Annotated in this window: 9 protein-coding genes; 2 read left to right on the top strand and 7 right to left on the bottom strand. The window is 42.3% G+C overall.

Annotated elements, in window-relative coordinates; genetic code table 11:
- Nucleotides 1–358: 358 nt before the first annotated feature.
- From L6773_RS16015 to L6773_RS16005, 3 genes are all read right to left on the bottom strand, one after another.
- Complete coding sequence (locus tag L6773_RS16015) at nucleotides 359–778, bottom strand: DoxX family protein (protein WP_237855456.1); 420 nt, start codon at nucleotides 776–778, stop codon at nucleotides 359–361.
- A 68-nt stretch (nucleotides 779–846) separates the two neighbouring features.
- Nucleotides 847–3,414 carry a DUF5916 domain-containing protein gene (locus tag L6773_RS16010; protein ID WP_237855455.1) on the bottom strand — a complete coding sequence of 856 codons (2,568 nt, stop codon included), beginning with the start codon at nucleotides 3,412–3,414 and terminating at the stop codon, nucleotides 847–849.
- Between the two features lie 663 nt (nucleotides 3,415–4,077).
- Nucleotides 4,078–5,190: a family 20 glycosylhydrolase gene (locus L6773_RS16005; protein WP_237855454.1), complete on the bottom strand. Its 1,113-nt coding sequence runs from the start codon at nucleotides 5,188–5,190 to the stop codon at nucleotides 4,078–4,080.
- 281 nt (nucleotides 5,191–5,471) lie between these two features.
- Between L6773_RS16005 and L6773_RS16000 the strand changes: the two genes are divergently transcribed.
- Nucleotides 5,472–6,725: a DUF1343 domain-containing protein gene (locus L6773_RS16000; RefSeq protein ID WP_237855453.1), complete on the top strand. Its 1,254-nt coding sequence runs from the start codon at nucleotides 5,472–5,474 to the stop codon at nucleotides 6,723–6,725.
- Between the two features lie 164 nt (nucleotides 6,726–6,889).
- On the top strand, nucleotides 6,890–9,103 hold the full coding sequence (locus L6773_RS15995; RefSeq protein WP_237855452.1) for an amino acid permease: 2,214 nt from the start codon (nucleotides 6,890–6,892) through the stop codon (nucleotides 9,101–9,103).
- Between the two features lie 17 nt (nucleotides 9,104–9,120).
- Here the strand turns inward: L6773_RS15995 and L6773_RS15990 are convergent, their stop codons facing one another.
- From L6773_RS15990 to L6773_RS15975, 4 genes are all read right to left on the bottom strand, one after another.
- Nucleotides 9,121–10,635 (bottom strand): sulfatase, encoded by a 1,515-nt coding sequence (locus L6773_RS15990; RefSeq protein WP_237855451.1) that lies wholly within the window; start codon nucleotides 10,633–10,635, stop codon nucleotides 9,121–9,123.
- Nucleotides 10,636–10,911: 276 nt separating this feature from the next.
- Entirely contained in the window at nucleotides 10,912–12,327 is a 1,416-nt protein-coding gene (locus L6773_RS15985) for a sulfatase-like hydrolase/transferase (protein ID WP_237855450.1), read from the bottom strand.
- Between the two features lie 119 nt (nucleotides 12,328–12,446).
- Nucleotides 12,447–14,012 carry an aldehyde dehydrogenase (NADP(+)) gene (locus L6773_RS15980; RefSeq protein ID WP_237855449.1) on the bottom strand — a complete coding sequence of 522 codons (1,566 nt, stop codon included), beginning with the start codon at nucleotides 14,010–14,012 and terminating at the stop codon, nucleotides 12,447–12,449.
- A gap of 1 nt (nucleotide 14,013) precedes the next feature.
- On the bottom strand, nucleotides 14,014–14,853 hold the full coding sequence (locus L6773_RS15975; RefSeq protein WP_237855448.1) for a fumarylacetoacetate hydrolase family protein: 840 nt from the start codon (nucleotides 14,851–14,853) through the stop codon (nucleotides 14,014–14,016).
- Nucleotides 14,854–14,870: the final 17 nt, after the last annotated feature.

Genomic DNA, 14,870 nt, shown 5'->3' with positions numbered 1-14,870 from the left:
TTTATTTTCTGGGTATTAAATAGCCTTAAAATGAGTAATGCAACAACGACACAAACGGCAACAGTGGCGAGCAGAGTTAAAACAGTCTTTTTCATAAAACGGGTATTTTTTTCAGTGATTCAATTTTATGGTCCCTTTTTATAGATCTCGATTAAAAATTAGTTAATTTTCAATCTGATCTACTCACCGGGTTTAAATGGGCTTCAAGACGCTCATTAATAGCATTGTCAATTTGTATATGTCCCATTTCCTTCTCCAAAAATCTTAAGACAGAAACTGCATCTGTTCCGGTCAATGCATGAATATCATCTTCCCTGCCAAAACAAAATATTACCACCCTTTACTGTTCGTTATATATTCATGTTGATGGTAAGCTAATTTCATCGATTGAATATTTGCCAGAACCGGTCAAAAACAGGGTTAAAAATGAAATTAAGAAGAGCAAGGGTAACTCCTTATCCCCAAATGGATCACCGGCATATACGATGAATACGATGACTATAAAAGTAAATATAAGCGGAATAGTCGCCAACCGTGTCCAGAATCCAATAAGTACAAAGATGGCACATATCACCTCGGCAAATGTTGCTAATAACAGAGAAACAGTAGGCCCAAGTCCCAGTGGGTCTCCAAAGGTAAAATCACCAGTTATGATCTTTATAAGTTTTGGAATACCATGAGTCAAAACCAGGCAGACGGTTCCGATTCTTAGAAGCAGGATAGCCAGATCCGGACTCACAATTGTGTTTAATTGGGTGGAATTCAGCTTTTTAAACATAATTAAATACTTTACTATTTATAGTTTGAGTTTGAAAAAGTTTTGTGTTCCATCTTCGAATCTAAAATCTAGTAAAGGAACGTATAACTGATTTTAAGCAGAACTGAATTATTTGGGATGAGATCAAACGTATCATTAATTTGAGTTCCTATGGGCCGTTCGTATGGAGAATTTCTATACGGTGCAAGTGGATTTATTTCATACTCAGCATCCCTTCCGTGAGACCAAACCAAGAATAGAGTAGAACCGGGACGATACTCCCACCGTAGTACTATATTTGAATGATAACTATTGAAAGAAAACTCATCACGTTTAGGGTAGGCGCTAAAGTCTATCAACGTATCTCGATCATGTAGAATCTTAAAGTTTTCGTACTTACCTCTAGCGAGGAATAGTTGGTTATAAATTTGTAAAGACAGATTCCTTGTGAATGTCACCGTACTTCTGAATGTGAGGTCTAATGCGCGTGTATCTCGTTCACCAAAAACAGAAACGTAATAATCATTTCCGCTATATGGTGGCTTGTCGGATAATATCTGATCAAGTTCTGAGCTATTTGCCAGCTGTCTATATTCTTCATCACTAAGCTCAGAGGGTCGTCTTGAAAATTCGCCAATCAACCAATCTCCGTTATCTCTTCTGAATGATTCATTGGCAGTCCATGATGTCACGCCTTTTTCCCATTCACCTTCAATATTGGCAGATAAATCCAGCCTTGAACCGACATTCCAGCTTCCCCGAAGGCCCAGTGCGTATTCATTTCCTCCGCCATCAAAATAAGACCAGGAGAATTCCGGTGACAATTCCCATGTACGTCTTTCATCGGTTTCATATTCAAATTCAAAACCAGCAGAAAATGGTCTCGCCCAGGGACCTAATCCGCGTGTTTCAAACAGATCATACCCACCCATGATTCGTTCCAATTCCAATTCAAATTGAATTGATTGAAAGGAATTAAATGTCCAATTTGACCCAGTTCTAAAATCTAACCCCAGGTTTATTCCGGTATCATATGAAACGGACTGAGTTAGGAATCCATCCAAGTCAGCTCGTTGGAATCGCCCAAATGACCGACCACCGTTGATTTCATGCTCGAACCTGAATAATCCTCGAACGTAGTTATTCTCTCGTAACTGACCCAAATCATTTGGGTTGAAAGTATCGCTAAATATTTCTGTACCTAAAAATCCGCGCCATTCACCACTGCGTTTTTCAGTAAAGAATCTTCCTGCAAATCCTGTTTCTGATTCACCGGCATTGGTTAGAGTTCTCTGGGTGAAGGATGCAAATCCATCAATACCATAATTGTTATCGAAAAAACGAATATCCCAATCCGTTCCGCCTGTGTACGTTCTGCGCCGATTCTTCTCTCTTGTGATGGGACTGTCATAAAACGTAAGGATTCCCCCAAGGGTCGAAAAATCTCCAATTTGCTGGCTTGCCCGGGCTACCCCGTAATTGTTGGAGGGATCAAAATCATTCCCACTCATTGCCCCAAGTGCTCCAAATGATAAACCTCCCTCGGTACGCCCGGAAATTTTTGTTGCCCCAATTATTGGAGCTTCTGCACCAATTCTGCGAGTGTATAAGAGTTCTCCTCGAGCTACAGAGAATTCATAGATCTCAATACCCTCAACAAAAAAGGGTCGCTGCTCCTCGAAAAATGTTTCAAAAGCTGAGAGGTTCAAAACAGCCGGATCGGCCTCTACCTGTCCAAAATCAGGGTTGAAGGTGGCATCAAGAGTCACATTGGGCCCTAAACCAACTTTTACATCACCACCAATATCAATATTTGTGTCTGTTATTAAATCTCCGGGCTCATCAGGATTTTCTGCAGAATTGAATCCACTGACGAGGTACGGCCGAACCTGAATGTTTGGTTTAGGTTCTACGTTTCTAATGTTTTGCAGAAGGCCAAATTGAGCAATCAAATTATCTCTCTGAACCCTGGGGACCAAAGGCCATTCTGTAATCTCTCCAAGTCTTGGTATATTTCTCGTGAAATGAATTCCCCAGATTTGCAGATCGACTTCAGGGAATCTCAACATGCTGTAGGGGATTTGCATTTCTACGATCCAGCCTTCATTTGTAACACTAACATCCGAATACCAAACAGCATCCCAAGATTCATCAACTCCCGATATTCCTGGACCTCCGCCTCCGGGACCGCCTCCTCCAGAACCTCGAATACCATCATATTGAATTCCTGCTGCACTTACACCAAATGTAAAAGCATTTTGACGGTCAAGACGTGAATCAAGTGATACAACAAACCAATCAGCTCGGTTATAATCATCACGTCTTCCCAGAGTCTGTTCAATTTGATCCGGGTTTTCATCATAAAGCATAGCTCCTACATAAATACCACCATCACCGTATAAAATCTTTACTTCTGTCGGTTGTGTCGAAGGTTCACCTTCATCCGGACTGAATTGCCTGAAATTAGTGGCCATCTCTGCTTGGTTCCATGCTTCTTCATCAAGTTGTCCATCTATACGAATCGGTGTATCTAATTGATAAGCATTTACTGTTGGAGTTTCCTGGGCCAATAATTTACCGGAAAACTGTAGTATAGACGTGAATAGAAATATTAAACCTAACTTGTTAGTAATTGAGAGATTCCCGTTACATTCCATATGTTTGCTGTCTCATATTACACTTTGTAAAAGCTTAAATAATGAGATCTTAATTCTCATTTACAAAAGGAAAGTGTTCTAATTATAGCCGTCCTCGCTTTTGTTCTCACTATAGTAGCTTCAAAATCTGTTCAGAATTTGATTGAATTCTGAAGCAAAATTGATTTTTTCTTTATTTATCGAATTAATTCAATTTTTTTGAAATGCTTTAAGAGGAAATAATCGGGATTTTAAAGACCAGGGATATTCTCAATTAAAAGGAAGGATTATCTGGAACGGATTTTTTGAAAAAAGTACATTTTGATACAGAAATCTCTTGATTTAATTCCACTGAGTTAGTTAGTCAACTGAACAAAACCTACAACCGAAACAAGCTGCATGATTACCCTTAACTCACTGTCCATTTTTTTGTAGCAATTCAAAGTCTTAAGAATTGAGATTATTTATTTTTGGCAAGGAAATCTGACAATTAAAGAAATAGGGAGGGAGAAGATGATTGGTTTATGAAACATCATTCTGAAACTGGAAAACTGTTTGATGTCTAGATAAAGGATGACTTTTTAAATGAACTCCTCTCACCAGTGCCCATTTCAGTGGGTACATTAATGGGTACAACACCCTTAAAATCGATGCTTATAAACAATTTATAAGTACACTCATAATTTATTCTGAACTCAATAGATTAATCTCATCATACATTCTTTTAAACGTATTCCATTGAGTACTATCCCCTCGCTGTTCATCCATTCGCTCTTCGTAGTATGCATCCATAAAATCACCGGCGCCGGACCAAATAGTCTGCATCACTCCGTAATAGCGTTCTCTCATTACATCTGTTGACTGATCTTTAAATCGTATCATATCATTTACTTGTTTTACAGCCACATCAGGAGTTCTCCATGGGCATGATACAACATGAAAACCTTTCATCGCGAAGTAGGGGGCGGTTGGATAGGCAGTTTCATAGTGCCAGTCGTTAATCACCACATCTTTAGGAATCAGATCAATGGCTCGGTGCGTATTATTCATGCTGGCTTCCCACATGCCAATCCCGGTGGTTTTACCGTCAATCAGTCGATCACCCCAAATCCACAACTCTACACCCTGGTCAGCAAGATGATTACGTATTTTCGTGACTTCACCTGCGTATAATTCAGCCTTATCTCTGCCATGACACCGCGGACACTGCTCGTGGCCGATATAAAAAACCTCGTCCATTCCGGCATGAAAGGCATCTGCTTCAAATACATCAATAATCTCATCTACAATATCGAAAACAACATCATGAACATCGGGATGAAGCGGGCAGTAACTTTTGCAGTACAAACCATCCTTATTCGGCCATTCATACTCTTCCGGCATCTCTATATCGGGAGTCTCATCAAATTCAGGATAGACTTCCAGCAAATTTTCCAAATCCTCGGCCCAGGATTGATGTCCCAGCAAGTTCACTTGCGGAATGATACGAATATCATTTCTCTTGGCTGCCACAACCAACTTTTTAACATCTTCCTTTGAAAGAGCGATTGAGTCTCGCAATTCCGGCCGACTCTCATACTGATAATTATAATCTACACGCAAAACCAATGTGTTTACATGTCGCGGGGCAAGTTCTTCATCAATAAATTTCACAAATCGGTCCACTTCATCCACCTGTGGTGCAGCGATTGCAAAACCGCGAACTGTTAAAAGACTGTCCACCGGTTGTTGAGCCTGTAGAGATGCGAATGAAAGAGATAGTAAAAAGGCAATTGAGAACTGTAGTATTTTCTTCATAGCTGATTTTTCAAATGTCTTACATTAACCTGAGATTGGGATAATAATGTTTGAAAAGAGATCCCATCCTTTGATTAGCAAAGCAGCAAGGAGGGGACTTTCCTATACCCTTTTTTTATCCTCTTCTCGAGTATAGATTGAATTGGCAATTACTTAACAGAATGTATTTAATCTTTTGAATCATCCGAAAATGGATTCCTTTTCTTAGTTTAGCGAATATGAAAAACGCAGACAGAGTCTGATCAATCTTTTCAAATTATTCGACAGACTACCAAGAAAGCATGAATAATCAAACTTTTATAACTCTTTCAAACGCCAGAGCCGGGTTGTTGTGTAACCATACATCCTGGGATCCTGAAACCGGTTCCTATTCTTTTGAAACCATTCCCGGCCTCTGCAGAATATTCTTCCCCGAGCATGGACTTTTTGCCGAATTCCAGGACCAGGTTCCTATTGAAGATGAAAATTTATATAAGGAGTTCGGCATTGATGTAGAAACTGTTTCACTTTATGGGAAGAGGGAAACCAGCCTTTTGGCAGATCCCGGAAAACTAAAAGATTTGGAAGTTCTTTTTGTTGATTTGCAAGATATCGGTTCTCGGTATTTCACCTACTCTGTCACATTAGGCCTCATGATAGAATCGATTATGACGCATGCCCCGAATCTGAAGATGGTGTTCATTGACCGCGAGAATCCTGCCGGGTTACAAGTTGAAGGGAGTCAACTTCCCGGAAAATATTCTTCATTTATCGGGTGGACAGGATTGCCTCATCGCCATGGACTAAGCATGGCCGAACTGGCACTCTTTTTTTACAAAAAACTGGATGCGAATTTTCCGCTTTATATCCAGCCACTTGAAAGCCAGGATATCCGTTCTGATTTTACCACAGCTCATCCAGAAAATATTCAGCTTTTAGAGCCCTTTGATCACAATAAATCCAACTCTAAAAATGAGATTCTGGCTCATAGTCAATTTATACCTCCCTCCCCAAATATACCCAATTTGGCTACGCCGTATATCTACCCGGGTCAGTGCCTGCTTGAAGGCACAAATCTCAGTGAAGGTCGTGGTACAACCCGGCCGTTTGAACAGTTTGGTGCCCCCTACCTGAAGCCTTTGAGACTCCTAAATGATGACGATTCTTTTATGAAGTATCCGGGTGCGATGCTTCGGCCGATTCGTTTCCTGCCCACCTTTCATAAATGGAAAAATGAAATTTGCGAGGGATTTCAAATCCACCTGACTGGCAAGCCTTATCACTCGCTGCTTCATTCAGTATATATGATCCGCTCAATCAAAGAAAAATACCCCCATTTATTCAAATGGAGAGAGGGGTTCTACGAATTTGGCTCTGAAAAGAAAGCGATCGAACTGTTGGCCGGAGATGCTCTGATCCTTGATTACCTGAATGGAAAGATTGCATTCAAAACGATTAAAGAATACCTCTGTGATTCTGAAAATAGATGGCTAAAAGAACTATATCAGTATAAAATTTACAAAAGAACAAATTTTTCAATTCTAAATCACTCTTGAGTTACGGAAAGATCAATTTTACAGATGTCCATTTTGCTGTCAATAGGATGGATAACAGGTCTTTCCACAAAGGATAATGGAATTTATAGACAAAAATTATGATCATTCATCTATAGGGTGATTGACGAACAGATCGTGTTAAATATCATTAAATCTTAAACGTCTTGAATAAACCTGGAAAAACATTACAAGAGAAAGTTGAAGGAGACGCTTCAGAAATAAAACAGAAGTATGGAACCTTCGCCGGTGTTTTTGTCCCAACACTTCTGACGATTTTAGGAGTGATCTTATTTCTGAGACAGGGATGGGTTGTGGGAAATGCCGGACTTTTAGGTAGTTGGATTATCGTTTCCATCGCTTTTTTGATCGTTACATTTACAGCTCTCTCGATGTCCTGTATTACAACAAACATCCGGATCAAAGCCGGAGGTGCTTATTCGATCATCTCGCAATCGTTGGGGCTTGAAGTTGGCGGGAGTGTGGGTATTCCTCTCTATCTTGCTCAAACGTTGGCCATCACGATGTACATCTTTGGTTTTAGAGAAGGTTGGCAGTATATATTCCCTGATCACCCTGCCCTTCTGGTAGACTTTTTAGTTTTTGGAATTCTTTTTCTGATAGCATTTGTAAGTGCAAAACTTGCATTTCGAATTCAGTACCTGATTTTAGCCATTATCATAGCCGCCTTGGTTTCTGTAGCAGCAAGTATTTTTACTGCTGATATGCAGCATGAAATTCTTTGGTGGGGTAACTATCCCGGAGCTCCCGAGAATAACTTCGAGGGAATTAGTTTCTGGGTTGTTTTTGCTGTTTTTTTCCCTGCTGCAACAGGCATCATGGCCGGAGCGAATATGTCCGGCGAGCTGAAAAACCCAAAGAAAAGCATCCCTATTGGTACGATAGGCGCAATCGTTATCAGCTTTATTGTGTATATGGGGGCTGGTTATTGGCTTTCAAAAATTGCAACTACAGAAGAGTTAGTCAGCAACTACAATATTATGATTGACAAAGCATTTTGGAGTCCGGCTGTTCTTGGCGGTCTTCTTGGAGCAACATTCTCATCAGCCTTGGCTTCTATTGTTGGAGCCCCTCGAATTCTGCAGGCTCTCGGCGATCACAAAATTTTTCCGAAGGGTGATATATTCTCTGAACTGGCAAAAAACGGCGAACCCCGAAATGCCATTATCATGACCGGAATTATTGTTTTACTCACTCTCCTTCTGCGAGATTTAAATACAGTAGCTCCCCTTATCACTATGTTCTTCCTGATTACATACATGATGATCAATCTCGTAGTGTTCATAGAACAGCGAATGAACATGATCAGCTTTCGCCCTACGTTTCCAATTCCAAAATTTGTTTCTGCGATCGGCGCTTTGGGGTGTCTCATTACGATGTTTATAATTAATGCCGTTTTTGGTTTAGTTGCGATGGGACTGGTTGTGGGAGCTTACATATACCTGAGTAATCGAAAACTGGATGTTCCATATGGGGATATGAGAAGTGGTTTATTTGTCTCAATTGCTGAATGGGCAGCCAAAAGGGTTTCCATGTTACCCGAAGATAACGAGAGAGCCTGGAAGGCCAACATTTTGGTGCCTGTGCGATCCTCTCGTGAGCTACGTGGCAGTTTCAGCCTGATCCAAAATTTGGTTTATCCAAGGGGATCAGTCAGCCTGATTGGCATTTCAGATACAGAAGAGGATGACCTAACAGAGTCTTTAATCAATTTTTCTTCTTCATTTCTCAGGGAGAATACGTATGCCCGCTGGTCTTTTATTAAATCAAATAATTTTCAAGATGCTGTTCTCTACTCCATTCAAACTTTACGAGGGTCCTTTTTTAGTCCAAATATTCTTTTTTTGCGATTACTCCATGATGAAACATATGATGAGGAAATCAGCAATATTATGGCGAACGCCCGCATGAATAATATGGGAATTCAACTCTACATCGAGGACACCGTAGCACAGCTTGGCAGAACGGCATCCATCAATGTATGGATGCGTGATAAAGGTCCGGATTGGGATTTAGACATGGACCTGGGTAACATAGATCTTGCCCTTTTGATGGCTTACAAACTAAAAATTAATTGGGATGCTAAACTGCGAATCGTCACAGTTGTTGAAGAAAGTGAAGTTGAAAATGCCTACAACTACCTGGAAAATATGCTGGAAGTTGCCCGATTGAAAGATGCCGAACCACACGTTGAAATTGGATCTTTTCAGGAGGCTTTAGAAAATATGCCAAGAGCTGATGTTGATATTTTTGGACTGCCTGAAGAACCGGACTTAAAAAATCTGAGAAGCTATGTTGAAATGACCCGATCGGCCTGCGTATTTGTGGCAGATTCCGGTAAAGAGAATATATTGGCGTAAGTTGGATAACCAAACATTTAAAACGGTGATTCTTGAGCAAGACGCCGCTTTTTGTCAAATAATTCCCTCAACTTTTCGAGGATTTCTTGATGATTCGAATGATCGGCAAGATTCACATGCTCTTCGGGATCATTATGGTGATCGTACAACTCTTCATTATCATCCTCAATCTCTTCTCCCCACCTTGTATACCTCCATCGATCCGTTCGAATAGAAGCGGCGTTTCCTTGGTAGGAGATTGTGTAGGCTATGTCTCCATTTGATGATTGAGGGTTTCCTTTGATATGATCGAGCAGGCTTTTTCCCTGAAGGATTTCAGGTGATTGATCAGAGAAGTTTGCCAGATCGGTCAGCGTTGGGTAAAGATCAATCAATTCGGTGATGATATCTGATTCAGTTCCATAATTTGATTCAAAATCATCTCCCGGCACTGAAAAAATCAGAGGAACGCGAATACTTCCCTCCCACAAACTGATTTTCGACCACGTATCATGCTCACCCAAATTGTACCCGTGATCTGATACAAAGATCACAATCGTTTCATCCCGGACTTCCAAGCGGTCCAGGGCATCCAGCAGCCGGCCAACCTGTGCATCCATAAACCGAACGCTGGCCATATATGCACTTATCACTTGCTTTTTCTGTGTGTCACTCATTCCAAACACGTTGTCATTTTGCCGCCGTAGAGCTTCTTCAGGAACATTTTCTCCCACTTTTACGGCAGGCAGTTCCATCTCCTGCTCCGGGTAGGGTTTGAAATCCCGCTCCGGAGCAATCAAAGGTACGTGTGGACGAACAAAACCAACGGCTAGGAAAAATGGAGAATCGGTTTTCAGTCTCAGACGTTGTGTAGCGTTTTCGGGAATTTTTCCGACTCGATTTTCAAGAATGGCAATTGCCTGGCTTGCGGCTAAATAATCGGTTTGAGTGTGAGCTAAATCGTTTGGCAAGATCATCCTGGAAAAGTTTCCGCCGTAATGATCATTCATCGGTGAGAGCTGTTCCAACTTGCCATCACTGACCGTCTCAGGCCCCATCACATTATAGGCATAATCCCATGAGTCCGGGTCGTCGTCCCCGGCTGACCCGCGTTCAATTCCACCCGGCACTCCCATGTGAAAAATCTTGGAGACTCTTGCCGTGTAGTATCCCTGCTCGCGAAAAAAACCCGCTATCGTTGGATGGTCGGAGAGATCCGGATTCAGCTGCCGATAACTTACTCCTTTGAACCCGTTATCTGTCACTCCGTTCGTTTCTGGATATAAACCGCTCATTAACGATGAACGAGACGGGCCACAGACAGGATATTGAGAATAAGCCCGGGTAAATGAAACCCCCTCATCCGCAAGCCGGTCCAGGTTCGGCGTGTGGTTCTTGATATCCATATACGGCCCGATATCGGTGTTCAAATCATCCGAGATGATCAACAGGACATTGGGGCGATCCTGGGCGTGGAGGGGTTGAATAAATACTATCAGAAAAAATAATAAGATTGGCTTGGAATACAGGATTTGTGAGATGCGGGAATTCATAAATATTGAAAATTAGTAGTCTCAGTTTTTAATCTTTCAATCTTTCTGGTTCAGAGTGCTAAACAGCATGTCCATATTTGATATCCCCCTTATGTTTATCTCACTAACATCTAATGAAACCTTAGTTCGAGATAAATATGAGTAACGTCAATTATTTATCTGGAACTCACGTTAATTTGATAAAGGTTTACAGAAACATCACTACAAATATAATTCTTCTTTTGAAGTGAAATGGAATGCAGGTTAAATTAAAAGAAATCACTGATTCTTCTATCCTCAAGGGATTGAACGCCGCCATTCAAGAACTTCTTCAAGCAATCTTTCAGTTATATCTGGATATTCATCTTTTACATTCATCGTCTCCGCATGATCCCGTTTCAGGTTGTATAGCTCCGGTTCAGTGCCGTCATCATTTACCAGGAGTTTCCAATCTCCGTGCCGTACAGCAAGGTTTGGGCTTCGAAAACGAGGGTTTGCCGGAAACAGGTAAAAATCTTCACGACCATATTCCCAAAACATAGGCTCACCTCGCTGTTTTGGGTTACCGAGTAACGCTGAGCTCATATCCAGACCATCAAACTTCATATCCGAACTGGAAATCCCTGAAAAGTTTGCCAGGGTTGGAAAAAGATCCATTGAGTTGATCATTGTCGTGGAATCAACCTTTCCCTCAGGGATTTTTGCCGGCCATCTTGCCAAAAATGGTACTCGAATACCTCCCTCATAGAGTCCCCATTTCCGACCCCGAAAAGGATCAACACTACCCGGCGGCCAGTAGAATTCCTCGTAGTAATAGGGCCAGTCTGTGGGTCCGTTGTCACTCATTAATATCACTAAGGTATTTTCAGCTAAACCAAGTTCATCCAATTTATCAAGAATACGACCAACTTGGTTATCTAAATTCCAGAGTGTGGCATAGAAATCCCGTTTATAATGGTGATTATCAAATTCACTAAAGCGATCCAGCCACTCCGGATTAGGAATAAACGGATCGTGTACATCCCCCGGCCAAAAATGGATATAAAAAGGTTGGTTCTTGTGTCTTTCAATGAAGGAGATTGTACTGTCTGCATATATTCCTGAGCGTTTCCATTTTTCCACCCACTGAATTTGACCCTGTCCTAATTTGGCATTGGCTTCAGACAGGTCATGACCATCATTTCGCAGAAGCCGGTCCCCCAATCCTTCAAAAGAAACAAGGGATTGGTCAAATCCATACTCCGTTGGAATCGGAGCATCGTCAACATCCCGGCCACCGCCCATATGCCATTTCCCAAAATGTGCGGTAGCATATCCAGCCTCTTGCATTGCCCGGGCGATTGAGGGCGCTTTGGGGTCGAGATAGTTGGCTATGCCGCGTCTTTGGTTTCGCTCACGACTGGCTAAAAAAGAGTGGATATTCCACTTCGCAGGAAACTGACCCGTCATCACACTCACACGAGCCGGCGAACATATCGGATAAGCTACATAGCCATTTGTAAATTTGATCCCTTCATCCGCAAGACGATCGATATTGGGAGTTTCCATTTCCCGGTTTCCATAACTACTTAGATCCGCATACCCCATATCATCAATAAACATGAAAATAATATTGGGTTGCTCAGCCTGCCTTTCACCTTGTTGACCGAAGCAATATCCTAAAGAGAAGAGAAATACAATTGAAGCAAGCGAAATAGTTTTTATGAATTTCATGAAGGTCTGAACGCCTGATTTTTAACTTTAAGATTCCTGGAACATATCTTTTTATTAACTAAGGAATTCGCAGATCATCTTTTAGAAGACAATCCCAAAATGAGAAATAGTGAAAAAGATTAGTCAACCGGACTATTCGAAATCTCCCCATTCAGCAATCGCCAGATACCTCTTGGATTTTCATCTTTCAGTTCATCTGGCAATGTGATATTGGGAAAATCCTGGTAGCAAACCGGGCGGGCAAACCTTCGCATGGCAGTGGTTCCGACAGATGTTGTTCGACTGTCGGTTGTAGCCGGAAATGGTCCTCCGTGAATCATGGCATGGCACACTCGTACTCCTGTTGGGTAGCCATTAAAGATGATTCGCCCCACTTTTTGTTCAAGGATCTCAACCAATTCGGAATATTCGGCAAGATCTTCTTCGGTACCGTGTATCGTGGCCGTCAAATGACCCCGCAACCGCTGGGCGGCCTGGATCAACTGATGCTTTCCTGACGAAGTGATCAACACCGTTGAGGGACCAAATACCTCCTCTTCAACATCTTGATTTTCAAAGTACACGGTTGCCGATGCCCGAAGTAATGCTGTTGAACCACGATATCCATTCTCATTATCATTGCCTTTAGCAAGGATTTCCACACCGTCCACCTCCGACAATTTCTCGAGGCCGGATTGATAATTTTTTTGGATGCCTTCATTCAACATCACGCCGGACTCAACGTTTTTCATCTGCTCAGATAATGAAGATTGGAATGAAGTCGCGTCGTCGGATTCCTCGTGAAAAACAAGCCCGGGATTGGTACAAAATTGACCTACTCCCAATGAAACAGATCCGGTTAACTCTTCCGCAATTGATTCCTTTCGCTCTTTCAGGGCGCCGGGAAGTATAAAAACGGGATTGGTGCTCCCCATTTCGGCGTAAACCGGAATCGGCTCAGGGCGATTGTTGCCTTCGTCAAAGAGAGCTTTTCCTCCTCCGTATGATCCCGTAAATCCAACCGCTTTTATTTTCGGATGACGTACAATAGCCAGTCCAACATCATTCGATGTGCCATGAACCATCGAAAATACACCATCCGGCATTCCAGTTTTTTCGGCGGCATTCATAATCGCTTCGGCCACTAATTCACACGTTCCGGGGTGGGATGGATGTGCTTTCACCACAATCGGGCATCCGGCGGCCAGGGCCGAGGCCGTATCTCCTCCGGCAACTGAAAATGCCAATGGGAAATTACTGGCTCCAAATACTCCGACAGGCCCGAGTGCTTTTCGCATGCTCCGAACATCGGGATCTCCGGTATCAATTCGGGCGTCAACCCACGATCCGTCGCGAACCACATCCGCAAAAAGTTTGAGTTGATTTACTGTTCGTCCACGCTCTCCATTTAGTCGTCCTTCCGACAAACCGGATTCATTCATGCACCGCTCGATCAGAGCATCTCCCAGCTCCATGATTTCATCTCCAATGGCATCCAGAAAATCCGCTTTCTCTGATGCACTTTTCTTACTGTATTCAAGAAATGCATCGGCAGCTTTTTCCGCCGCATGATTCACTTCACCTTCCGTAGCTTCATGAAAAGGAGGTTCAAATGAATCTTTCGTAGCGGGATTCACCGCCTGGAACGTATCATTGTTATCCGATGATTTATCGTTTCCAATAAAATTTTGTCCGTGTAAACTCATGTTATTTTGCAACTTTGTTAACTAAGGTTCCAATGGGTTCGATGGTAATGTGAATTTCATCTCCCGGCTGAAGTGTAAAATCTTTTCCGGGCACAATTCCGGTTCCGGTCATCAGGAAACTGCCAAACGGAAATGTACACTCCCGGTATAAGTATCCAACCAGTTCTTCAAACTCCCGTTTTATCTGGTCGATTCCAATCATATCCGCAAAAACTTCCTCACCATGCCGATGAATGCTCAACTCGATTTGAGTATCTGATGGAAGCGGATCATTCGTCACGTAGATACAAGGACCAATGGAGGCCGAGCTGTCATACGATTTTGCCTGCGGCAGATAGAGCGGATTTTCTCCTTCGATACTCCTTGAGCTCATATCATTCCCAATCGTGTAACCCACAATTTTTTGGTTTGATGTGATCACCAGCGTGAGTTCCGGTTCGGGAACATCCCACGAGGAGTCTTTCCGAATTCGAACTTCATCTCCCGACCCAACACATCGATGCCGGTTTGACTTGAAAAACAGTTCCGGCCGATCTGCGACATAGACTCTCGCATAAAAATCTCCGCCCCCGGCTTCTTTTGACTCTTCCTGCCGGCCCAATTTACTGTTATAATAGGTGACCCCACTCGCCCAAATCTCCTGGCTGAAAATCGGGGGCATCAATTCATTCTCGATCAGATCCTCAGCATTCTTAATCGGGTTCTCAGATCCGATAAGTTCTTCCGTTTTCCTGAACAGGTTATCGTCGTTTATAAAAGAGTCCCACTCTTCATCCTCAAGAATATAAAATGATTCATTGTGATTGATAAGAATTCCGCTTTCAATCTTATAAATTTTCATCGGCTTTTATTTATCTC

Source organism: Rhodohalobacter sulfatireducens (assembly GCF_022012475.1).
In the GTDB taxonomy this organism is placed as follows: domain Bacteria; phylum Bacteroidota; class Rhodothermia; order Balneolales; family Balneolaceae; genus Rhodohalobacter; species Rhodohalobacter sulfatireducens.
This window is presented reverse-complemented; position numbering and strand designations above follow the sequence as displayed.

Bases quoted from the DNA above. Each gene is read 5' to 3' on its own strand.
- L6773_RS16015 (WP_237855456.1), bottom strand. From the start codon at position 778: ATGTTTAAAAAGCTGAATTCCACCCAATTAAACACAATTGTGAGTCCG.
- L6773_RS16010 (WP_237855455.1), bottom strand. From the start codon at position 3,414: ATGGAATGTAACGGGAATCTCTCAATTACTAACAAGTTAGGTTTAATA.
- L6773_RS16005 (WP_237855454.1), bottom strand. From the start codon at position 5,190: ATGAAGAAAATACTACAGTTCTCAATTGCCTTTTTACTATCTCTTTCA.
- L6773_RS16000 (WP_237855453.1), top strand. From the start codon at position 5,472: ATGAATAATCAAACTTTTATAACTCTTTCAAACGCCAGAGCCGGGTTG.
- L6773_RS15990 (WP_237855451.1), bottom strand. From the start codon at position 10,635: ATGAATTCCCGCATCTCACAAATCCTGTATTCCAAGCCAATCTTATTA.
- L6773_RS15985 (WP_237855450.1), bottom strand. From the start codon at position 12,327: ATGAAATTCATAAAAACTATTTCGCTTGCTTCAATTGTATTTCTCTTC.
- L6773_RS15980 (WP_237855449.1), bottom strand. From the start codon at position 14,012: ATGAGTTTACACGGACAAAATTTTATTGGAAACGATAAATCATCGGAT.
- L6773_RS15975 (WP_237855448.1), bottom strand. From the start codon at position 14,853: ATGAAAATTTATAAGATTGAAAGCGGAATTCTTATCAATCACAATGAA.